Below are 22565 nucleotides of genomic sequence, written 5' to 3'. Positions count from 1 at the left end.
ACTTGCTATATATCATGCATTAACTACTCTGAGGCGCGGGGCGGCTCTTTGGTATCCGTTAGGTTTGGATTGGCTTTGGCTAACTTATCGCCAATACCGCTGCCGCCTTCACTATCGCCATTATTGACATTATTGTCATAAATATCGTCGTTATCACCAATAACGATATGTTTATCGACAAAGTAAATCAGCGCTAAAATTGGAATACCAATCGCAAAGGTAAAAATAAAGAAGAACGGATAGCCCATACTATCAACGATAGAGCCCGAATAGCCACCCATGACTTTAGGTATCAAAGTCATCAATGAAGAAAAAATAGCGTATTGTACCGCGGTAAAACGTATAGAGGTCAATGCCGATAAGAAAGCAATAAATACCGCGCTAGCAAGACCAGCGGCTAAGTTATCAAAAATCACCGCCATATACATAATAGGCAAGCTGCCAGGATTGTAAGTCAGCACCACAAATAACAAATTGGTCGCACAAGCGAGAATGGCGCCAATCATCATCGCATGCATGATACGAAAACGCTGCGCCAATAGCCCGCCTAAGAAACCACCAGCGATCGCCATAATGACGCCAACCAGTTTGACCGCATTGGCAATATCGGTTTTACTAAAGCCCATGTCTTGATAAAAGACGTTTGATATCACCCCTGCCACAATGTCTGAGATACGGTACAAACCAATCAGCGCTAATAACAATAATGCCTTTTTACCATAGCGTCTAAAGAAATCTAAGATAGGCTCAATCCACGTCGCCATCGCAATTTCTTTTTTCACTAAACCAACTTTAACCAAGGCATAACCCGCTGCCAGCGCTACGGCTAAGCTTGTTAGCAAATGCAGCGTCTCACTGATAAATCTGACAAACACGCCATCAAACTCGGGCAATCCTTGCCCTATCAAAACATAGGCGGCGATAAATGCGACGACGGCAAAGACAAACAATAAAACCAATCTGACATAGTCTTCGCGGGTTTCAGCCACCAATGGCGCTTTATTGATAATCTTAGGTTGATTGATCATAAAGTACAACAGCAGCAGTGGCGCACACACCACCAGCGCTAAAAAGTAGAACTTAATGCTCGGCATGGCTATCAGCGGTATCAGCGCAATGCTACTATCAAAAACTTTATTAATCAGAATATTGACAAGATATATGGCGCTAAACAACAACGCTGGTATTAATAGTAACGCTGAGTAAATCAAGAAAATTTTGAGGTTGTTTTTTTGTTTATTATTTTGCAGAATCTCGGCGGTTGGCTCATAACTGGCAAAGGTGGTCAATATGCCTAAAGTCATCACTCCGGCCATAATATAATAGGTATTACGCCACGCTTCATAACTATAAAAGCTTTCCGTCGAACCAAAATAATCTGCTAAATACAGCGCACCTGCCCCAGCGACAATCATACCAATGCGGTAACCTGACACATAAATAGAGGACAAAATAGACTGCATCGATGGCGGTGCCAGCTCAATGCGGTAAGCATCAATAACGATATCTTGGGTAGCAGAAGAAAAGCCCAGCAAAACCGCCGCACCCGCCATATAAACCAAAACGTCTTCACTAATAGGATTGACCGTCGCCATCAAAAAAATGGCCAATACAATCAGCAGCTGCGATACCACCATCCAGCTACGGCGGCGACCCAACCATTTGGTCAAAAAAGGCACTGGCAGCGCGTCGATTAATGGCGCCCAAATAAACTTAAATGAGTATCCCAATGCTGCCCAACTGAACATGGTGACGACACCGCGGTCAATGCCTGCTTCTCTTAGCCATAACGACAGACTGGAAAAAATCAGCAAAATAGGAATACCGGCCGAAAACCCTAAAAACAGCATGATAATAACGCGCGAATCTAGATAAGCCTTGGCGGCTTCTGCCCATGATTTTTTGGCAATCGGTTGTTCAGGCGTTACAGGTTGGACAGCAGACATAATCACTCACCAAAAATTGAAATAAAAAACACAACTGCGCACAATTTTTATCAATCATTTCTCAGTAATACAGATAAAAAGGATCGATAAAAATTGCTCAGCGTTGTATAAAAACCATCGTTAGCACAAAATTGAATTATGGTACTTGAGAACGCTAACCTTGACTAGATGTTTTTGCATTAACTTAATAACCATAGCATTTGGCAACATATTTTATTTCTTTATGGTAACGTCGTGTATCAATAGCTCACCTAAATATTAAGACAGCTTTTTTTTCATCGTCTATTGCCCCAAGCCCCTATTGTCAATTTAAGAAAAATAAATTACTCTATATTCCAAATTAGTATAAATTCATAGCCATTTATTATATACAAGAATAATAACTTTGATTTACACTAGCGACTTATTGAATGCTTGTAGTTTTTTATTTTTATATACAGACGAGGTTTGTATATTTATACATAGGGTTAAATGATGGCAATCGACGTAGTGGTCAATCAGCGGCATCTACAAATCCAGCTCAAACAGTTGGAAACAGTGTGGCATACGGTAATCAATGGCTATAATTTAAGTCAAGCGGCCACCGTGCTGCATACCAGTCAATCGAGTCTATCAAAGCATATCGCGGCACTTGAGAACCAGCTCAAAACCGAAGTGTTCGTGCGCCAAGGCAAACGTCTAACAGGACTGACGACCATGGGTACAGCGCTGATGCCGCATATCGAATCTATCTTTGCTGAAATCCGGACCATTGAAAACCTCAGTTTGGATTTTAATAACCCCAATATTGGCACACTGACCATTGCGACCACCCATACGCAAGCGCGTTATGTATTGCCAAGAGTGGTCAAAGAATTTAAAGATCGTTTTCCCAAGGTCAATTTAATCCTGCAACAAGCAGATCCCGAAACCATCGCGCAGATGGTTATTCGTGGGCAGGCAGATATTGGCATTGCGACCGAATCCTTGTTGCACAATGATTATCTACGCTGCTACCGTTATTACGACTGGACGCATCGGGTTATTGTACCGAGCGACCATGAGCTGGCGGGTTTAGAATCGATTGATTTGCCAACCCTTGCCAGCTACCCGATTGTCACTTATCACGGCGGCTTTACGGGACGCGGCGCGATTGACAAAACCTTTAGCGACGCAGGACTTGAGCCTGATATTGTACTCGCAGCTCTTGATGCCGACGTGATTAGCACTTATGTTGGATTAGGATTGGGCATTGGTATTATCGCTGAAATGGCATTTGAGCCAAGCCATTATCATAATTTAACCGCCATTCCTGTCGATCATTTTGGACGTTTTACCAGTTGGATGGCGGTACGTGATGATGCAGAAATCCGTCAATACGGACGCGCCTTTATGGAACTATGCCAAAAGCAATTTAGTCAGTAGTTATTAACTGAGTCAGTAGCTTTTTAAGGAGTAGCTTTTTAAAACTCAGCACTTAGGCAATTCATAATAACTTCAAGCATTCTGCTTAATCATGATTTCTTTGATAAATACAAATGGCACCGTTCTCAATAGATAGCGGTGTTTTTTTGCTCTTATACATGCTGCGAATTATTACGATTTGTTATTATTTTAAGGGCTGACCTTTATATTCTCTATAACTGCCCCATCATATGAGCTATTGAATCATCAGCCTGCTTTTTATTCCTGATATTTAAAAACTAACTATAAAAACGTCGTTGCAAGGCGACCGCATAAAAATAGGTGAATCATGAGCAACACAATTCCATTATCATTTTTAGACTTAGCACCCGTTCCCGAAGGCAAAACCATTGCTGAAGGCATTGCCCAAACCGTTGCTATCGCGCAGCAAGCAGAAAAATCTGGCTTCAACCGCTATTGGATGGCCGAGCATCACAATATGCCGGGTATCGCTAGTGCGGCGACGTCGGTGCTGTTATCGCACATCGGTAGCCAAACCAAGCGCATACGCATCGGGGCTGGTGGCGTCATGCTGCCCAACCATGCACCGCTTATCATTGCTGAGCAGTTTGGTACCTTACAGGCATTATACGGTGACCGTATCGATTTAGGTTTAGGCCGCGCGCCAGGTACCGATGGTGCAACATTTCAGGCGCTGCGCCGTCAAATGCAAGATGCCGATCGTTTCCCGCAAGACGTCCAAGAGCTTATGTATTTCTTAGGTGATGGCACCGATGACAGTCCTGTCCAATCATTCCCAGGGGCGAAATCTAATATTCCTATTTGGATACTGGGCTCGTCACTTTTTGGTGCCACTCTAGCAGCGCATTTAGGCCTACCCTATGTGTTTGCCTCGCATTTTGCGCCACAGATGATGACACAAGCAATTAATGCTTATCGCGAACAGTTTAAACCATCAGCGCATCTAGATAAGCCTTATGTAATGCTGGCGGCTAACCTGCTACTGGCTGACGACGACGCAACGGCGCGTTATCACTTTACCTCAGCGCAGCAAAGCTTTGTTCGCTTGCGCCGCGGTGAGCGTGGACAAATGCCAATGCCAACTCATGATATGGACAGCATCTGGAGCCCGGCGGAAAAAATGATGGTAGACAACGCTTTATCGGTGTCATTTGTTGGTTCTGTCGAAACGGTCAAACCAAAACTGGCAGAATTTATCGCAAAGTATCAACCAGATGAGCTGATTGTCACTGCCAACGTTTACGATCAAGCAGCGCGTCTGCGTTCACTTGAACTTACATCTGAGTTAAACTTGTTTACTTTACAATAACCCGCGCCGCTTGCATAATTATTGATAAACCTTAAGGAGATTATGGTCATGGAACCTTCTGCCTTTATCGGCTCATCAATATTTTTATACATCGTCGCTTTTATTGTGGTCTTGATTATTGGCGGTTATTTGACGTATCGTGTTAGCCCTAAACGCAAACATCGCCGCGTGAATAATCATGATAAAGACAATGTGAGATAACGACAATAAATCTTAAAAGTCCCCTTTTCTAATTTAAAAAGGGGACTTTTTTATAACGACTGTTTTTATTTTTATTAAAAACCAAAGCATTTCTCATATACCTAACATTATTATCGATGCTATATCCACCCTAATCCGCGTAATATCGCCGCACCAATCGCCATACCAAACATTGCCACCACGGTGGTAAATGCTAAAATATTGGCCGCCAATATATCATTACCGCCCATGGCTTTCGCCATCACATAACTGGCCGCCGCCGTCGGTGACGCCACCATCAAAAACAGCACACCCATATGCACGCCTGATAAGCCAAAACCCAATCCGACTGCGATAGCGATTATAGGCGCAATCACAATACGTCCAATACTGGCTTGCATGGATAAACCTGACGGATGCAACATCGACTTTAAATCAATACTTGCACCCGCACAAATCAGCGCCAATGGCAATGCCACCGCAGCTAGTAAGTCGCCAGTGGTATGAATGACGCCGCTAATAGGCGGCAGCGGCAGGGCTTTATAAGCAAAAGCTGCGACCAAGGCGATAATTAACGGATTGGTAAACAGTTTTTTGACAATCATTATGCTACGACTGACCCATGTATCGTCGGCGCTTTTGGACACCCGACTTAAGGTAATGACCGCTAAGATATTAAATAATATCGTCACCACGCCCATATAGACGGCACCAATACTTAAACCCTGCTCTCCATAAGCGTTGGCGACGGTTGCCAGACCGATAATCGCCATATTACTGCGAAAGATACCTTGTACAAACACCCCTTGGTCGGCAGGCTTATCGACAAAAGCCTTGGCATAAATCTCTGCGCCTATAAACAAAATAAAGGTCACAACAATACCAGCAATGATTAAAGTCATTTGTTTGGCATAATCGACCTCGCTATCAACCACGCTAAAAAACAGTAAGCACGGTAAACAATAATTAAAGACAAAGCTGGATGCTTGATCGATAAAAGCTTGGCTTGCCTCACCGCGCCTTTGCATAAAAAAACCCAACCACATCAAAACAAGGTTGGGCAATACAATAGTGATAGCAAAAATAATAGCAGCGGTCATAAATAAGCTCAGGTTATGAATATATCCAAAGCTATATTGTTAAATAAACAGCAATGGTGAGTAGGTATTTTAAAATGGCTTAGCTTGGATAACGGAAAGCTATTTTATTATAGTGTATATAACGCCGCTATTGCTGATTTGAATACGAGGGCGTGTTCTCAATTCAATCGATATATATCTAAATGGGCTAAAAATGGTTAAAATTTTAAAATGAAAACACGCCCTAATCAGACTTTTTCACCCACTTGCCGTCCGAGTTTTTCTCATAACTGTTTTCGACAGCGGCCCATGCGGTAGCAAACCAACGTGATTCATCTTCATATTGTTTACTGGCGCTATTAAATGCTGCGCGAAAAATCTCTTGCGCATGCTTAGGCAAGTTGCCTTTTACGGCATCTGGTAGTTCTGACAATTTATCATAAGGCATAAAGACTCTCCTTGTCGGTATTTTTATCCTACTTTTGAACCTTTCTTTTTTTAAAGTATCAAGCTTTAACTCATCAAGCTGTTCTGAAATTGTTAAGTTATTCGCCATAAAAAAAGCCCATAACGATTACTCGTTACGAGCTTTTTTGATAATCATGCTTTGAATCATAACACTTTGCTAAGCAATGATTATGAGTTTAACGCCGCCTGTGCTTTTTTCTGCTTCTTAACGGTCATGGCAAGCAGTTGAATAGCGGCAGGCGTAACACCGCTAATGCGTCCCGCTTGGGCAAGCGTGGCAGGGCGAATTTGCGCCAGCTTTTGTACAATCTCATTAGATAACCCTGACACCACACTATAATCAAAATCCATTGGCAATGCGGTGTTTTCCAAACGCTTCATCTGGTCGATGTCTTCTTGCTGACGGTCAATATAGCCGGCGTATTTCACAGAAATCTCAATCTGCTCACCGACTTGGCTATCGACCTCTGAGCCCGTGATAGCAGCGATATCATTAAAATGTATTTGTGGACGTTTCAATAAATCGTAAGCAGTCGATTCTTTAGAAAGCACCTCGCCTGTCTGCTCGGTGACTTGCTGACCTAGAGCATTAGCAGGCGTCGCCCAAATATCTTTGAGACGCGAGGTTTCGGTGGCAATGGCTTCCATTTTTTCTTGATAGGCTTGCCAGCGCACGTCATCTACCAAACCAAGCTTACGACCGGTTTCGGTTAAGCGTTGATCGGCATTGTCTTCACGCAACAGCAAGCGATATTCGGCGCGGCTGGTAAACATACGATATGGCTCAGTGGTGCCATGCGTAATCAAGTCATCGACCAGTACGCCAAGATATGCTTCATCGCGGCGCGGCGTCCAAACGTCAAACTCACTGTTTTCACAGGTGACCAGTGCCGCATTAGTACCGGCTAATAGACCTTGCACGCCTGCTTCTTCGTAGCCTGTCGTACCATTGATTTGACCGGCAAAGTACAAGCGGTCAATCGATTTGGTTTCAAGCGTTGGCTTCAAGTTTTGCGGATCAAAATAATCATACTCAATCGCATAGCCTGGACGCGTGATATGCGCATTCTCTAAACCCTTCATACTATGGATAAAGTCTAATTGCACATCAAACGGCAAGCTAGTTGAGATACCGTTTGGATATAGCTCATGCGTGGTCAAGCCTTCTGGCTCGATAAAAATTTGATGGCTGTCTTTATCGGCAAAGCGGTGAATCTTATCTTCAATAGACGGACAATAACGCGGACCTATCCCTTCGATTTTGCCAGAGAACATCGGTGAGCGGTCTAGATTTTCACGGATAATGTCATGGGTACGGGCATTGGTATGGGTAATATAGCAATTGACCTGTTCAGGATGCATGGACACATCGCCCATATAACTCATGACCGGCAGCGGTGTATCGCCTGGCTGAACTGTCATGACACTAAAGTCAACGCTACGCGCATCGATACGCGCTGGCGTCCCTGTCTTTAAGCGACCAACGGGTAATTTCAATTCACGTAAACGGTCAGCAAGCTTGATAGAAGGCTGGTCGCCTGCGCGTCCGCCTTTTGAATTTTCCAAACCAATATGAATGACACCGCCTAAAAACGTTCCTGAAGTCAGCACCACAGTTTGGGTGTTAAAAACAATCCCCGTTGCCGTCACAACAGCGGTCGCGCGACCATTTTCGACTAAGATATCATCTGCTGCTTGTTGGAATATATCAAGATTTGGCTGATTTTCTAACGTATGACGAATGGCGGCTTTATAAAGAATGCGATCCGCTTGCGCACGCGTGGCACGCACGGCAGCACCTTTACGACTATTAAGCACTCGAAACTGGATACCAGATTTGTCAGTCGCCAGTGCCATCGCACCGCCAAGCGCATCAATCTCACGTACCAAATGCGACTTACCAATACCACCAATCGCAGGGTTACAGCTCATCTGCCCTAGCGTCTCAATGTTATGCGTCAAGAGTAACGTTTGCGCACCCATACGTGCGGCCGCCAAAGCTGCTTCTGTGCCAGCATGACCGCCGCCGATCACTACCACGTCGTAATTTTTTGGGTATTGCATGTATGCCTCACTTGACTCTCGACGCAACCGTGAGCGTGATGCTATGTCAAATAGCATGGCTGCCGGTCAATAAACGTCAATCGAATTTAAAAAGAGATAACGACTCAGATAAGCCATTAAAGATAGGTAAAATAGCTGGTAATTATAACAATTTTTTGCCGCTTAAAAAACGTTATACGAAAAACTATTTAAATTAACTGCTATTGCCATTAATCATAAAGGTGCATCAATAAAAGCTTGATAAACCTCGAATGGATTTATTTACCAGGGCTGAGCGGTACAATACGGTCAGCCTGCCCACTTGCCAGCATATGGTGGCTGCCGTAAGCTTCTGGGTTAATCTGCAAATAGGCATTCATCTGCCCAATAGCGTCGCCGTCATTGGTCGCCAAGATTTGCTCTTTAATCATCTCAACTGGCGGCAATGGCAAGTTTTTTAGCAAGGCCAAACGCTGAGCGTTATCACCCTTTAGCACAACCATCTCAATAAGTTGCCGCGCATCGATGGGTAAATCAGGGGTGTTTTGTGCCAATAATGCCAAATGATAAGCACCAGCTGCATCTTGATCCGCGACGATACGCTGCTCAATGGCAATATAAGTCGCTTCGGTTGCGCCGCCTGCTACGCTAAGCTGATGGATACATTTAAGAGCAGAATTTGGCTCATTGCCCGCCATATCGATTAAACGGGTTGATTCGTTTTTTAAATACTCGCGGCGTTTTTCGATAGCCGCTTGTTCAGCCGCCTCCTGCTGCTCCGTTAATTCTGTATTTGGTAATTCGGTGTTTGCTAAGTGATTATTCATATAACTCTCGCTTTTAGGCAAAATATATTTATCTTGGACACTATATGGGGCTAAAAGCGATAAAAACAATAAATTGCATAGACAATAAAAAACCCGAATAGCCTTTCTTCATGAAGAGAAATGGCTATTCAGGTTTACTTTGCTGCAATTTCTAAATGATTTATTGAGGCTTATCAACTGCCCAATAAAAACGCTTAACCATTAAGCAGCTGGGCTATTGGCTTCAACCAAAGGTTTTAGCTCGCCTGATTGGTACATTTGCAAAATGATGTCTGAACCGCCCATCAATTCACCGTCAATCCATAATTGCGGGAACGTTGGCCAATTAGCAATCTTCGGTAACGTAGCACGAATTTCTGGGTTTTCTAGAATATTAACATAAGCAAACGGGCGGCCAATTTGGGTCAAAACCTCAATCGACTTGGCAGAAAAACCACACTGTGGAAACTGCGGTGTGCCTTTCATATAAAGGATGACTTTATTGTCTTTGATTTGATCACGAATCAGCTGTTCAACATCGTTTGCAGCAGTATTTGGGGTTTGCTCACTCATAAAAGCTCCTATTTATTAAAACTATTATCAAAAAAAGATAGGTCACGCTAAATTTGGCCTGTGGCTGCTACATGGGGCGATTGCCGTTTATTGCAACCATCATGACTGACTACTAAGCCATTAGGGATTAAACATTAGGCATATTAGCATCTGAAACGTTAACATCAGAAATAGTATTGCTAGCCATATTGTCGTCAGACATCATCATATTTGGTACCAATAATACCACGGCATTGGCCATAATGCCCTCTTGGCGACCGGTAAAGCCCAATTTTTCAGTCGTTGTGGCTTTAATGCTGACATTACTCACAGCTGTTTGCAAGTCACTGGCGATATTTTCGCGCATCGCCAAATTATAGGGTGCCAATTTTGGGCGCTCACACATCACAGTAATATCAGCATTGCCTAAAGTATAACCGGCAGCTTGGACTTTACCATACACATAACGGAGTAGGACGCGCGAATCCAAACCGGCGTGCGCGGCATCGGTATCTGGGAAATGTTGCCCAATATCCCCAAGTGCCAATGCACCAAGCAGTGCGTCAGCAAGCGCATGGAGCACCACATCGCCATCAGAATGTGCCAGCAAACTATGGGTATGCTCTATCGGCACGCCTGCTAATATCACATATTGCTGCTGCTCGCCCGTATTATGAAACGCATGGACATCGATACCTTGACCAATTTTTATCATTATTATTCCAAGTGAATTACTAAGTGAATGAAGAGTGATTAAAATAATTTAGAACCGCTATCTAAATTTCTAAAGCGCTTTTAGACAACATGAGCGTGCATAGCTCGCCACCGCTTACGATTAACTGTTATAATATGACGCTTATTTTATCACAATACCCAGTCCAAAATACCCCGTCCAAAAAATGAGATGACCTTATCCGCTGACTAAGTCTATCACTCTTAGTCTTTTTATCGATGAATAGGGGCATTTTATACTTTGGGTAAGGTATAAATTGTTGAGCAATTCTATGTCAGCCACGCCAAACACCTCAAGTCTACCCGTTTCAGACGCTTTTAGCATCCATCGTCCTTTGACGCTTGCCAATATTGACAATCCTAGCAGCAAGCACGTCATCGTCGGTATGTCAGGCGGCGTCGACTCTTCCGTATCTGCCGTTTTGCTCCAGCAAGCAGGATTTAAAGTGGAAGGTCTGTTTATGAAGAACTGGGAAGAAGATGACGGCACCGAATACTGTACGGCGATGGACGACCTAGCAGATGCGCAAGCGGTATGTGACAAAATCGGTATCAAGCTGCACACCGCTAATTTTGCGATGGAATATTGGGATCGCGTGTTTGAGCATTTCTTAGCAGAGTACAAAGCCGGACGCACGCCAAATCCAGATATTTTATGCAATAAAGAAATCAAATTTAAAGCGTTCTTAGATTATGCGTTGACCCTCGGTGCTGATTATATTGCCACTGGTCACTATACGCGCCGCAGCGTGAACTATGAAAATAACAACGGTGAAACCGTCGCCCAGCTCTTGTGTGGACTAGATAATAATAAAGACCAAAGCTACTTCTTACATGCGGTCGGCGGCGATAAAATCGCTAAGACGCTATTCCCGGTAGGCGAGCTTGAAAAACCAGTCGTGCGTCAAATCGCTGAAGAACATGATTTGGCGACGGCTAAAAAGAAAGATTCTACTGGTATTTGCTTCATTGGTGAGCGCCGTTTTAAAGACTTTTTACAACAGTACTTGCCAGCACAAAAAGGCGATATCGTCACCGACGACGGTCATGTGATAGGTCAGCATGATGGCTTGATGTATTATACTTTAGGTCAGCGCGGCGGCATCGGTATCGGCGGCGTCAAAGACCGTCCAGAAGAGCCTTGGTTTGTACTAGCAAAAGATTTGGCTAAAAACCGTTTGATCGTCGGTCAAGGTCATGAGCATCCGATGCTGATGAGTAATGAGCTACAAGCTTATAAGCTTGACTGGGTCGAAGGCTTGCCGCCTGCCGATATTTTTAGCACGGAAGGCTTACGCTGTATGGCAAAATCTCGCTATCGTCAGCCCGATCAGGCCTGCCGTGTTTATGCGCTAAATGATGATGGCAGTGAAGTCCGTGTGGTATTTGATGAGCCACAACGTGCCGTTACGCCTGGTCAATCAGCGGTATTTTATATCGATGAGGTGTGTCTTGGTGGCGGTGTGATTGCTGCTATCGATGCGCCTTGTGGGTTTTGATTTTAAATAACTTTTAACCTTTCTTCATTTTTTGCTTATTTTATCACTTTTACTCCTGTTACTTTTGACAACTATTTGAGGCATCACTATGACTCCACTTACCGCACTCTCTCCAATCGATGGCCGTTACGCATCTAAAGCCGACAGCTTGCGTCCTTATCTATCTGAATTTGGTCTGATTAAAGCTCGCGTTACCGTCGAGATTCGCTGGTTACAGTCATTGGCAGATAATAGCGCAATTGGTGAGTTGGCAGCGTTTGATGCCGATACCAATGCCTTTTTAAACAGCATCGTTGACGACTTTAGCGAAGCGGACGCGCAAACGATTAAAGATATCGAAGCGACGACCAACCACGATGTCAAAGCGGTTGAATATTTTATTAAAGATAAATTCCGCGGCAATCAGCAACTAGAAGATAGCCTAGAATTTATCCACTTTGCTTGTACCAGTGAAGACATCAATAACTTGTCATACGCATTGATGCTAAAAGACAGCCGCGAGATTGTGGTTGCAAAAATGCAGCAAGTGACCGATAGCATTGTTGATTTGGCGATTACTCATGCTGACCAGCCAATGCTATCACGTACCCATGGTCAAACTGCAAGTCCAACGACTTTGGGCAAAGAGATGGCAAACGTCGCTTATCGCTTAGCTCGCCAAATCAAACAAATCGGTCAAGTTGAACTGTTGGGTAAAATTAACGGCGCTGTTGGTAACTATAATGCGCACTTCTCAGCCTATCCTGATGTTGATTGGCAAACTCATGCTGAGCAATTTATCAATGAGCGTTTAGAATTGACCTTTAATCCTTATACCACGCAAATTGAGCCGCATGATTATATCGCTGAATTGTTTGATGTGGTAAGACGCTTCAATACTATTTTAATCGATTTTAACCGTGATATTTGGCAATATATTAGCTTAGGCTATTTTAAGCAGCGCCTAAAAGATGGTGAAGTGGGTTCTTCTACTATGCCGCATAAAGTCAATCCGATTGATTTTGAAAACTCAGAAGGTAACTTGGGCGTGGCGAATGCGATGCTTGCACATTTGGGTGAAAAACTACCGATTTCACGTATGCAGCGCGATTTATCAGACTCTACCGTACTGCGTAATATCGGTGTTGGACTGGCACAAAGCATGATTGCCTATGATGCGTGCCTAAAAGGCGTTGGTAAACTTGAATTGAATGCACAGCGCTTAAATGACGACTTAGATAATGCCCAAGAAGTATTGGCTGAGCCGATTCAAACGGTCATGCGTCGTTACCGTGTTGAGAACCCGTACGAAAAACTCAAAGCCTTAACCCGCGGCAATGCCATGACGCGTGAGGCCATGCTGACTTTCGTTGAAAGCGATGAATTATCTGCGGTTTCAGATAGCGATAAAGCGCGCCTACGTGAGCTGACGCCTGCGACTTATACTGGTAATGCCGCTGAGCAAGCTCGCACGATTAAAGACTGGATTGCTAAGATTTAATCTCTGATCAAGCTTGAAGTAGCTAGCGGACATATTTTGAAATAAATATAAATGAGTAGGACTGCCTATTCATTTATATTAAGAAAAACATTAACCTTACCTACTATTACTTGTCTTAAAAGACAGTTAGTTAATGGGTAAGGTTTTATTTTTTATCTTTTTTATCATCGTCATCACTGTCGCCCGGTATGATGGCTTTACCGACCGCCACTGTGCCTTTGACCACGCCTTTGGTGGTTTTATAAGCGATTTTAGCTGGCACGGTCACAACCTTGTGCACACAAGCTTGTAATAAAAATACGCTGGCGATAATAACGATAAAATGTAATTTTTTCATAAACTTCCTACGATTGATGAGGTGTTCTGACAGCAACTATTCATACGGTAATACTCGCTATCAGCTAGGCGATAATCATAAACTATTAAAACTTTCCTATAAAGCATCTCTTGTTATTTCTCTTATACCCATTTTTAGACATGGATTTATCAATGACCACAATTCCTCTTTGCTTGCCCGACTCTATCACGCCTGAGCAATTTTTAAGTGAATATTGGCAAAAAAAACCGCTCCTTATTAAGCAAGGCTTACCGCAGCTAATTGACATGTTTGAGCCAGACGATATGCTTGGTCTTGCTATTGAAGAAGACGCGGCTGCACGCCTGCTCACCCAAGCCGCTACTAAGCAAGACGGCCTAGCGCAATGGCAACTTAAAAAAAGTCCCTTAACTGAAAGCGATTTTGACAATTTGCCTGAACAATGGACGGTACTGGTACAAAACCTTGAACAATGGTCGCCTGAGCTCGGACAGTTGTGGCAAGCGTTTGATTTTATCCCGCAGTGGCAACGCGACGATATCATGGTGTCTTATGCGCCAAAAGGCGGCTCAGTCGGCAAGCATTATGATGATTACGATGTGTTTTTAGCGCAAGGCTACGGTCAGCGTCGTTGGCAGCTTGGCAAATTTTGTGATAAAAACACTGAGTTTGTCGCCGATGAGCCGATTAGATTGTTCGATGATATGGGAGAGATTATTTTTGATGAGATATTAGAAGCGGGCGACGTACTTTATGTGCCGCCGAAATTATCACACTTTGGCGTCGCGCAAGATGATTGCCTAACCTTCTCTTTTGGTTGTCGTCGTCCGAATTTGATGCAAATCATCGACAGTCTGGCTGATATTGCTACCAACGACAGCGATTTATTTATTCCAATGCTACTGCCACAAACACTACAAGCGTCGGGTGAATTGACAGCAAGCAGTATCGAGGCGATTAAAGACCAGCTACTACAAATGCTGCGATCTGAGCGCGGCGACGATATCATTCGTCAAGCAGTATCCGAAGTGGTTAGCAAGCGCCAGTATGATGCGCTAGTGCCAGAAGAAACACTAGATACCGATGAGTTGATGCAGGCTTTATCAGATGGCGCGACACTACAAGCCGACTATAGCAATCGTTTGCTTTATAGCCAAACTAATGATGGCGTGACGCTATATGCCAATGGTCAGCGCCTTGATGGTTTGGATGCTGCTGCGGTCGCTGTGCTAATGCGTTTAGCCAATGGTGAGCATTTACAAACTCAAGATGTTAAAAATATTGACCCAGACGATTTGAGCGAATGGTTAGAGAATGGTTGGGTGTGGCTACAATATCCCGAATGATACGGTAGCCATAACCACTCACTAATTATGAGTGTTGTTGAAAAATTCACCTTGAAATAAGCTGGCTATTTGTCAGCTTATTTTATGTCACCCCTTTTTTATACCGCGCCTTTTTTATAACGGCTCATGCCAGCAATGACTGTTTCTTCAATCACTCTATCGTCGCCAAGCATCATCAGCACAAATAACTGCTCATCGAGTGATTTTGTCTGCCTCATACGGCGCGCAAGTAGCTCTGTCGCACCCATATCTATTATTACAAAATCTGCTTCTTTATCAGGCATAAAGTTACCGATTTTATCGTCTAATAATAGCGACTGCGCGTTACCCAAAGTAATCTGATACAGACCTTGATGCGCGGATAATGGATTGTTTTGCAATTGCTGCACTTTATAAGCTTCCGATAAGGTAGTCAGCATCGACAAACTGGTTCCCGCCCCTACATCGGTGGCGATACTGAGACCGGTATAGCGTAAAGTCTTAGATAAATCAAACAGACCACTACCCAAAAATAAATTAGACGTTGGACAATGGGCGATTTGTGTACCAGTATCACGTAGCACCTCATACTCTAATGCTTCAAGATAAATACCATGCGCTAAAGTAGTTCGCCTTCCCAGTAACCCCAAATCATGATAAACGTCGAGATAGCCCGTATGTTTGGGATAAAGCTCACGTACAAAGGCAATTTCAGCCAGGTTTTCGGCCAGATGCGTTTGCAGATATACACTCTCATAGCTGCGATATAACTCACCAGCCATTTGCAGCTGTTTTGGCGTCGATGTGATGGCAAATCTTGGCGTAATCGCCACATGTTGACGCCCGTGCTCGTGCCATTTGTCAATAATATTTTGCGAATCGCGGATACCTTTCTCAGTCGGTACACACAAATGCTCGGGCGCATTTTGATCCATCAGTACATTACCGGTAATCATGCGCGTATTTAGGCGAGTACTTTCTTCAAAAAACGCTTCAACAGACTCAGGATGACTAGTCGAAAACACCAAAGCGCTGGTCGTACCATTGGCAAGCAGCTGGTTTAAAAAGAACTTTGAGGTATCATGCGCAACCTGTGGGTCACTAAAATTGGCTTCGGTGATAAAGGTGTAATTGTTGAGCCAATCAAGCAATTGCTCACCAAAGGCGGCAATCATATCTATCTGCGGATAGTGGACATGAGTGTCAATAAAGCCTGGCATGATAAGCTTGTCTTGATAATCGTGAATCTGTACGGGCGCTTTGCTCTGTTGTGCGCTACTACTAGCATATCGCGCCATAATCACATTTTTACTGCCATAGTCTAGCACGCGACCGCTCACATCATCGACGACCAAAGCACCTTCGGCAATATACTCAGGATAAACATTAATACCTGCGATTACAGGGCGCAATATGACGTTTTTATCAACCACTGTTAGTGTGGCATCATTGGCATGTGTATCATTAGTGCTTGTATCACTGCTGTTGGTGCTTTTTTCTCTCTTAGCCAGATTGTCTTCGGTTAGATAATGCAGCAGTCGTGCTTGATAAATATGTATGGTCATAAAGGCGTCTCACCTAAATAGAGTAAAAGGCAATAAAGTTTTACTTATAAATGTTAATTAGAAATAATATTTATGCTTGGTGATACAGCTGCAAAATTTGACTGGCGATAGATACCGCAACGGCCATTGGTTGTTTACCGCCAATCTCAAGGCCAATTGGCATCGTTACCTTATCAACGACTTTTTCGCTATAACCGCGCTGTAGCAACTTTTCTTTAAAGCGCTTGGCTTTGGTTGCCGAGCTGATACAGCCGACATAAGGCCGCGCACTGCTTTCCTTTAATGCAGTCTTTGAATCAGTAGCTAGCAAACAATCTAAAGCCGCGCGCACCAAGTCAAAATCAAGACTGTGATCATGAGTCATGACTAAAATAAAATATTGCGTACCTTTATTTGTAGATAGTCTGCGAGCGCCATTGGTCAAAAATGGACGGATAAAATCAACCGGATCGTCGTCAATATGCACACGAATATGCGCTGGTAATTGGTCATTTACCTGTCCGTCCACTGTGCCAGATTCAGCGCTCAGATAACGCTCAAACATCTCAGGACGACTGTCTATCCAGTCCACTTGGCAAGGCAGCTCAGCCAATATGCTCATTAATGCGGTAGCTACGTGTCCGCCCCCAAAAACCAATAGCGACATCGGTGGTGTTAAGTGAAAGCATTCAAACATCACCGTCACGCTACCACCGCAGCATTGTGCTAACTTAGCGCCCAATGGATAATGTTTGCTGTAAACTGCTTCACGGCGTACCGCTTGTGCTTTTGCAGACCTGCCTGCTTTTAATGGTTGAGAGGAAGCTTTCGAATTATTTGGCTCAAGCTCGCCATTTAATAGTTGCCGCGCTGTTAGCGTTACATCATGCTCTAAACTCCCACCGCCCAATGTATCGCAGCAGTCATCGAGCGTGACAATCATTTTAGACTGTAGTTCGCGAGGTGCCGAACCATTGACGGCAACGACCGTCGCTAATACATGGGCAACCCCCTGCTGCTGATATTGCGCCAGTCCCTCATACCATTTCGTTGGTGGCATCTGCGTGATAAGTGACTTATTCACTGTGCGCAGGTCCACGAGCCGTTGAGACGTTGGGGTTTTCTATCGCCTCAGGCTCTTCATCAAACAATTGACCTTCAGACGCAGGCGGTGTCATGTCTGTAGCATGCGCTACTTGCTGCGGCAGTACGCGATCGTCATCAATGCCGCAGTCATCGTCAGCTGGTGTTAAGCTTTCAATGGTTTCGGTGTCTGGTTTAGAAGCGATTTCCCACGCTTGACCTTGTAGACGCATGACGGCTTTTAGTACGGCCTCTGGCGTCGCAGGCATGGTCAACTCTGGGTTTTTCTTATAATCACCCAAGCTTGCGATGGCATTATTAATCGCACACCAAACGCTCGCTGCTAACATAAACGGTGGCTCACCAACGGCTTTAGAATTATAAATGGTCTGCTCTTCATTTTTACGATCAAACAGTTTGACGCGCCATTGTTTAGGCAAATCATGTGCCGTAGGAATTTTATAATTAGCGGGGCTGTTAGAAGCAAGCTTGCCTTTTTTATCCCAAATAAGCTCCTCAGTGGTCAGCCAGCCCATACCTTGCACAAAGCCTCCTTCAATCTGACCAATATCAACTGCAGGATTAATCGATTGTCCGACATCGTGCAAGATATCGCAGCGCAGCACCTTGTACTCTCCTGTTAAAGTGTCAATCTCAACTTCTGCGCAGGCTGCACCTAAAGCAAAGTAAAAGAAGGGTCGCCCCCACGCTTTTGAGGGGTCGTAAAATATCTTGGGCGTTTTGTAATAGCCAGTCGAAGACAAGCTAATACGGTGCTGATAAGCGAGCAAGACAAAATCTGCAAACGTAAGCACTTCTTTAGTGCCGATATGAACGTGATTTCGCTCAAAACGGACATCTTCGGCATTGACTTTAAAATGCTCAGAGGCAAACTTAAGCAAACGATTTTTAATGGTTATACAGGCATTTTGCGCCGCTTTCCCATTCATATCCGTACCCGATGAGGCAGCCGTCGGCGAGGTGTTTGGCACTTTATCGGTACGGGTAGCGGTTGCTTTGACGGTATCCAAATCAACATCGAACTCGTTGGCGACGATTTGGGCAATTTTAATATATAACCCTTGACCCATCTCGGTGCCGCCATGATTGACTTGAATTGTGCCATCGGTATAAATAAGTACCAAAGCGCCAGCTTGATTGAGGGTTTGCACGGTAAATGAGATACCGAATTTCACTGGCGTTAACGCTAGACCCCAGCGTTTATCATTACCCTCAATGGCTGCTTTTTGATTGGCTACAGTAATTTGCTGACGGCGCTTATCGTAATCGCTATCCTCTGCGAGCGTCCGCATGATAGTCGCCAAATCAAAATGTTCAATCGGCTGACCATAATGGGTGCTTTGACCGTTTTGATATAAGTTTGCTAGACGTACCTGCAATGGATCTTTTCCTAAGGTATAAGCAATATGATCCATCATATATTCAGCAGTTAGCAAACCTTGTGGCCCACCAAAACCGCGATAAGCAGTATTAGATACCGTATGGGTTTTGCAGCGGTGACCGGCTATTTGTGCAGCTGGATAATAGTAAGCATTATCACAATGAAACATCGCCCGATCGACAATAGCATCGGACAAATCAGGCGAATAGCCACATAGTCCTGCTAGCTGCATATCGACGCCAAGTATCTGTCCGTCTTCATTGACGCCGACCTCATAGCGATTGGAAAACTCGTGCCGTTTACCAGTCACCACCATGTCATCTTGTCGATCTAAGCGCATACTGACTGGCATATTTTGGCGCTTAGCCACGATAGCGCACAGGCACGCCCACGCCGCAGCTTGGGTTTCTTTACCGCCAAAGCCGCCGCCCATTCTACGGACAATGGTAGTCACCGCATGAAAGGGTAAATCGACTACTTCAGCGACCAGTTGCTGCACTTCGCTTGGATGCTGCGACGACGTATAAACTTCAAGACCGCCATCGTCACAAGGCACAACGTAAGATACCTGCCCCTCAAGATAAAAATGCTCTTGCCCAAGCATATGAATATGCCCTGCAATACGCGTCGGTGCTGATTTTAGCTCAGCTTGCGTATCACCGCGCTGCATAAAGTGGCTCGGCCGTACAAACTGCGCTTGCTCTAATGCGTCATCGATAGTCAAAATAGCGGCTAAAGGCTCATATTCTATCAGCGCATTCAGCACTGCCTTTTTGGCGGCGCGATGACTGGTTGCGACAACCGCAAACAAGGTTTGACCGACGTATTCGGTGACTTTATCTGCCATTAATGGATCGCCATCGAACACGGGCCCGATATCAGTCTTAGCAGGCAAATCCTGAAACGTAATGACATCGACCACCCCATCGGCCGCCCATACTGCACTCAAATCCATATGCACGATACGGGCATGGGCATGAGTGCTTTTACCAATCGCTAAATGCAGGGTGTTTTGCGGTTTTAGCATGTCATCGACGTAAGTGGCCGTTCCCATCACATGGCTGATAGCACTGTCATGTTTGACTCCCGTACCGATTTTATTTTTTGGCGGGCGCTGTCGGCGTATACTATAACTGTCAAATAGTGAAGAATGATGGCTCATAGTGTCTCTTCCTTGTATTCTTTACAAATGGCGATAAACGTTAAGCGCTCGCAGGTTGTATATCTGCGACCAATTGCTTACCGCATTTAATCATTAAGCGCTGCACGACATGCATACGATACTCACGACTGGCTCTAACGTCCGTCATGGGCGAGACATCTAACGCCAACTTTTGCGCCGCTGCTTCAAAACTGGCAACCTCAACAGATTGTCCAACCAGTATTTCTTGACAATTTGTCGCCAATAAAGGAATCGCCGCCATTCCGCCAAGACCGAATTTTGCATCTTTAATCGTCAACCCATCTGCTACCAAATCGATTCTTGCTGCCAATAAACAAGCAGAAATGTCGTCTTCATAACGCTTACTTACCTTATGAACATATAAATACTGATGGTCTTGCAACAGCGGAATATGCAGGGCGACGATATAACTACCAGCGCGCAGTTTGGTCTTTTTATAATCCAAGAAAAATGCCTGCAAAGGTATAATCTCATCAATATAACCATTTTTATTAGCATCGCTACCATCAATAGCTGCGCAATGACGCAAATGAATTTGCGCATCTAGTGCCAATAAAACCGGGGGCAAATCGCCAATCGGTGAAGCATTAGCGACGTTACCGCCAATGGTGCCCATATTGCGAATTTGCGGCGAGGCAATGCGTTCAAATAAATGAGCAAAACTTGGAAAATACTCTTCAAGGACAGGTAGCAGTTGCTGATAACTCATGCCCGCGCCCAATATTAAAGATGGTACTGCCGATTTCATTTCGCTATTAACCTTGTCGCTGTTAACTTTATCGGCATTAACTCTAGATTTCTCATCAGTATGTTGATGTAAGTCTTGTAGCGACCAAGTTTTTAGCGCCTCAACCGCTGACAGTTGCACAATCACTTCATGATCGACCAAGTGCTGGGTCACGCTTAACCCCAAATCAGTACCGCCCGCCCAAATGGTTGCGTTTGGATACGCGGCTAACACCTGATTGAGCTCGTCAATGGACTGCGGAATAAAAAGTTTGCGTGGTGCTTGAGTGAGTGCAGGCTCAATAGTATTGCTAGCAGCATCTTTACGGTTTGCAATTGCATCGGTTGCCAGTTTTATCGTTAAATCTTTAGCAATGATTTGCTCAGCATCGCGCTGTTTGCCAATTTTGCCCATCGCTAAACCTGCATCGATAATAGGACGATAACCGGTACAGCGGCACAGATTTCCGGATATAGCAGCGACAATATCATCGTAACTAAGATCGTCCGACGCCAAACCTGCTGCCAGTTGCAGGCGATGGTTTTCATAAGTACTTGCAAGCGTCATGACAAATCCAGGCGTACAAAAGCCGCACTGCGAGCCGTGACAATCAACCATGGCTTGCTGAGCTGGGTGCAATAAGGCGCGATCTGGGTGATTGGCGGGATTATCGGCGATATAAGCGGCCGTCATCAGATGATGACCATCCATCAATGACAGTAGCGTGATACAAGCATTAAGGGTATAAAAAGGTGCTTGCATAGATTGGTCTGCGTCATGAGCAGGCAAGCGCTGCGCCATGATGGTACACGCGCCGCAGTCGCCACTCGCGCAGCCTTCTTTGGTATCGGTTTGCTTTTCGTGCAGACGCAGATACTCAAGAACGGTGGTGTTCGGGTTTAGATCAGTGACTTGTTTGTACTGACCGTTCAAATAAAAACGAATCATAGCAACGCTCGGCTGTCAGAATAAAAGGCAGATAAAAACCATAGTTTTATCTGAATCGAATATAAAATGTTAACAATCAATATCTGCAAAGGTCAGGCGTCACTACGACACCGCCCTAAGGTAGTATTCAATTATCATGTTAATAAAATTTATACGATGACGATCATCATACCTACATCAATACTGATAGTTATACGGGTATTGAATAAGCTGACTGCCTATCTGACTACTGACTTGCTCAGGCTTAATCGGTTTGCGGTTTGAACTTTTTAATTCACCAATCATCTATGCGTCAATTAAAAAGCGGTCATAAAGGTCGGATATAGGTATAGGTAAAGCTAACTACCCTATCGAAAAAACGGAGAATATAAGCATGGGTCACACTCCTTTTTAGCTTAAAGTACCTCAACATTCCGTGTTGAAGCTGTCTATCAGCATTCAATGAATAAATGCTGACTAAACGGTTAACTTATACTAGCACTAACTCTATTTAACTTACAACTCAAAAAAGCACATTA

The 22565-nt window shown here is 44.3% G+C and carries 17 protein-coding genes and 1 pseudogene; 6 read left to right on the top strand and 12 right to left on the bottom strand.

The genetic code is table 11. From position 1 onward, the window contains the following. Positions 1 to 23: 23 nt before the first annotated feature. Positions 24 to 1946, bottom strand: coding sequence for an AmpG family muropeptide MFS transporter (locus tag IQ457_RS02745; protein ID WP_200661989.1), 1923 nt, complete (start codon positions 1944 to 1946; stop codon positions 24 to 26). Positions 1947 to 2420: 474 nt separating this feature from the next. Here IQ457_RS02745 and IQ457_RS02740 point away from each other — a divergent pair, with 474 nt between their 5' ends. From IQ457_RS02740 to IQ457_RS02730, 3 genes are all read left to right on the top strand, one after another. Continuing rightward, positions 2421 to 3350: a LysR substrate-binding domain-containing protein gene (locus tag IQ457_RS02740; protein WP_191690903.1), complete on the top strand. Its 930-nt coding sequence runs from the start codon at positions 2421 to 2423 to the stop codon at positions 3348 to 3350. 328 nt (positions 3351 to 3678) lie between these two features. Continuing rightward, positions 3679 to 4680, top strand: a complete 1002-nt coding sequence (locus IQ457_RS02735) for an LLM class flavin-dependent oxidoreductase (protein WP_200661988.1) — start codon at positions 3679 to 3681, stop codon at positions 4678 to 4680. Between the two features lie 48 nt (positions 4681 to 4728). Further along, on the top strand, positions 4729 to 4881 hold the full coding sequence (locus IQ457_RS02730) for a hypothetical protein (protein WP_190295496.1): 153 nt from the start codon (positions 4729 to 4731) through the stop codon (positions 4879 to 4881). A gap of 119 nt (positions 4882 to 5000) precedes the next feature. On the opposite strand, the gene IQ457_RS02725 is transcribed toward IQ457_RS02730, so the two are convergent. The 6 genes and pseudogenes from IQ457_RS02725 to ispF form a co-directional block, all read right to left on the bottom strand. Then, entirely contained in the window at positions 5001 to 5960 is a 960-nt protein-coding gene (locus tag IQ457_RS02725; RefSeq protein ID WP_144296906.1) for an AEC family transporter, read from the bottom strand. Positions 5961 to 6183: 223 nt separating this feature from the next. After that, positions 6184 to 6387: a ChaB family protein gene (locus IQ457_RS02720; RefSeq protein WP_200661987.1), complete on the bottom strand. Its 204-nt coding sequence runs from the start codon at positions 6385 to 6387 to the stop codon at positions 6184 to 6186. A gap of 188 nt (positions 6388 to 6575) precedes the next feature. After that, a complete protein-coding gene (mnmG, locus tag IQ457_RS02715; RefSeq protein ID WP_200661986.1) occupies positions 6576 to 8471 on the bottom strand; it encodes a tRNA uridine-5-carboxymethylaminomethyl(34) synthesis enzyme MnmG in 1896 nt (631 codons plus the stop codon). A gap of 257 nt (positions 8472 to 8728) precedes the next feature. Continuing rightward, positions 8729 to 9277: a hypothetical protein gene (locus IQ457_RS02710; RefSeq protein WP_191690915.1), complete on the bottom strand. Its 549-nt coding sequence runs from the start codon at positions 9275 to 9277 to the stop codon at positions 8729 to 8731. Positions 9278 to 9478: 201 nt separating this feature from the next. Then, complete coding sequence (grxD, locus tag IQ457_RS02705) at positions 9479 to 9829, bottom strand: Grx4 family monothiol glutaredoxin (RefSeq protein ID WP_068408679.1); 351 nt, start codon at positions 9827 to 9829, stop codon at positions 9479 to 9481. Between the two features lie 217 nt (positions 9830 to 10046). Beyond that, a pseudogene (gene ispF, locus IQ457_RS02700) lies at positions 10047 to 10523 on the bottom strand (2-C-methyl-D-erythritol 2,4-cyclodiphosphate synthase); the annotation flags it as partial. Positions 10524 to 10812: 289 nt separating this feature from the next. Here ispF and mnmA point away from each other — a divergent pair. Next, positions 10813 to 12039, top strand: a complete 1227-nt coding sequence (gene mnmA, locus IQ457_RS02695; RefSeq protein ID WP_200662097.1) for a tRNA 2-thiouridine(34) synthase MnmA — start codon at positions 10813 to 10815, stop codon at positions 12037 to 12039. An 88-nt stretch (positions 12040 to 12127) separates the two neighbouring features. Further along, positions 12128 to 13519, top strand: a complete 1392-nt coding sequence (gene purB / locus IQ457_RS02690) for an adenylosuccinate lyase (RefSeq protein WP_200661985.1) — start codon at positions 12128 to 12130, stop codon at positions 13517 to 13519. A gap of 145 nt (positions 13520 to 13664) precedes the next feature. On the opposite strand, the gene IQ457_RS02685 is transcribed toward purB, so the two are convergent. Then, positions 13665 to 13856, bottom strand: coding sequence for an NF038104 family lipoprotein (locus IQ457_RS02685; RefSeq protein WP_068408670.1), 192 nt, complete (start codon positions 13854 to 13856; stop codon positions 13665 to 13667). A gap of 152 nt (positions 13857 to 14008) precedes the next feature. Here IQ457_RS02685 and IQ457_RS02680 point away from each other — a divergent pair, with 152 nt between their 5' ends. After that, positions 14009 to 15181: a cupin domain-containing protein gene (locus IQ457_RS02680; RefSeq protein WP_200661984.1), complete on the top strand. Its 1173-nt coding sequence runs from the start codon at positions 14009 to 14011 to the stop codon at positions 15179 to 15181. A gap of 98 nt (positions 15182 to 15279) precedes the next feature. Here the strand turns inward: IQ457_RS02680 and guaD are convergent, their stop codons facing one another. The 4 genes from guaD to IQ457_RS02660 all read right to left on the bottom strand — a co-directional run bounded on the left by guaD (position 15280) and on the right by IQ457_RS02660 (position 22047). Further along, on the bottom strand, positions 15280 to 16725 hold the full coding sequence (gene guaD / locus IQ457_RS02675) for a guanine deaminase (protein WP_200661983.1): 1446 nt from the start codon (positions 16723 to 16725) through the stop codon (positions 15280 to 15282). A 70-nt stretch (positions 16726 to 16795) separates the two neighbouring features. Then, entirely contained in the window at positions 16796 to 17788 is a 993-nt protein-coding gene (locus IQ457_RS02670; RefSeq protein WP_342343298.1) for an XdhC family protein, read from the bottom strand. Further along, entirely contained in the window at positions 17781 to 20351 is a 2571-nt protein-coding gene (xdhB, locus tag IQ457_RS02665; protein ID WP_200661982.1) for a xanthine dehydrogenase molybdopterin binding subunit, read from the bottom strand. Before xdhB ends, IQ457_RS02670 begins: the two co-directional genes overlap by 8 nt. A 40-nt stretch (positions 20352 to 20391) precedes the next feature. Continuing rightward, a complete protein-coding gene (locus IQ457_RS02660) occupies positions 20392 to 22047 on the bottom strand; it encodes a xanthine dehydrogenase small subunit (protein WP_200661981.1) in 1656 nt (551 codons plus the stop codon). Positions 22048 to 22565 lie beyond the last annotated feature (518 nt).

It is taken from the genome of Psychrobacter sp. M9-54-1 (assembly GCF_016613355.1).
GTDB lineage: Bacteria > Pseudomonadota > Gammaproteobacteria > Pseudomonadales > Moraxellaceae > Psychrobacter > Psychrobacter faecalis.
The sequence above is the reverse complement of the archived record's forward strand: the minus strand, read 5'-3'. Positions and strand labels throughout refer to the sequence as shown.

Bases quoted from the DNA above. Each gene is read 5' to 3' on its own strand.
- IQ457_RS02660 (WP_200661981.1), bottom strand. From the start codon at position 22,047: ATGATTCGTTTTTATTTGAACGGTCAGTACAAACAAGTCACTGATCTA.
- IQ457_RS02735 (WP_200661988.1), top strand. From the start codon at position 3,679: ATGAGCAACACAATTCCATTATCATTTTTAGACTTAGCACCCGTTCCC.
- xdhB (WP_200661982.1), bottom strand. From the start codon at position 20,351: ATGAGCCATCATTCTTCACTATTTGACAGTTATAGTATACGCCGACAG.
- IQ457_RS02710 (WP_191690915.1), bottom strand. From the start codon at position 9,277: ATGAATAATCACTTAGCAAACACCGAATTACCAAATACAGAATTAACG.
- IQ457_RS02725 (WP_144296906.1), bottom strand. From the start codon at position 5,960: ATGACCGCTGCTATTATTTTTGCTATCACTATTGTATTGCCCAACCTT.
- IQ457_RS02730 (WP_190295496.1), top strand. From the start codon at position 4,729: ATGGAACCTTCTGCCTTTATCGGCTCATCAATATTTTTATACATCGTC.
- IQ457_RS02720 (WP_200661987.1), bottom strand. From the start codon at position 6,387: ATGCCTTATGATAAATTGTCAGAACTACCAGATGCCGTAAAAGGCAAC.
- IQ457_RS02685 (WP_068408670.1), bottom strand. From the start codon at position 13,856: ATGAAAAAATTACATTTTATCGTTATTATCGCCAGCGTATTTTTATTA.
- guaD (WP_200661983.1), bottom strand. From the start codon at position 16,725: ATGACCATACATATTTATCAAGCACGACTGCTGCATTATCTAACCGAA.
- mnmA (WP_200662097.1), top strand. From the start codon at position 10,813: ATGTCAGCCACGCCAAACACCTCAAGTCTACCCGTTTCAGACGCTTTT.
- mnmG (WP_200661986.1), bottom strand. From the start codon at position 8,471: ATGCAATACCCAAAAAATTACGACGTGGTAGTGATCGGCGGCGGTCAT.
- grxD (WP_068408679.1), bottom strand. From the start codon at position 9,829: ATGAGTGAGCAAACCCCAAATACTGCTGCAAACGATGTTGAACAGCTG.
- purB (WP_200661985.1), top strand. From the start codon at position 12,128: ATGACTCCACTTACCGCACTCTCTCCAATCGATGGCCGTTACGCATCT.
- IQ457_RS02680 (WP_200661984.1), top strand. From the start codon at position 14,009: ATGACCACAATTCCTCTTTGCTTGCCCGACTCTATCACGCCTGAGCAA.
- IQ457_RS02745 (WP_200661989.1), bottom strand. From the start codon at position 1,946: ATGTCTGCTGTCCAACCTGTAACGCCTGAACAACCGATTGCCAAAAAA.
- IQ457_RS02740 (WP_191690903.1), top strand. From the start codon at position 2,421: ATGGCAATCGACGTAGTGGTCAATCAGCGGCATCTACAAATCCAGCTC.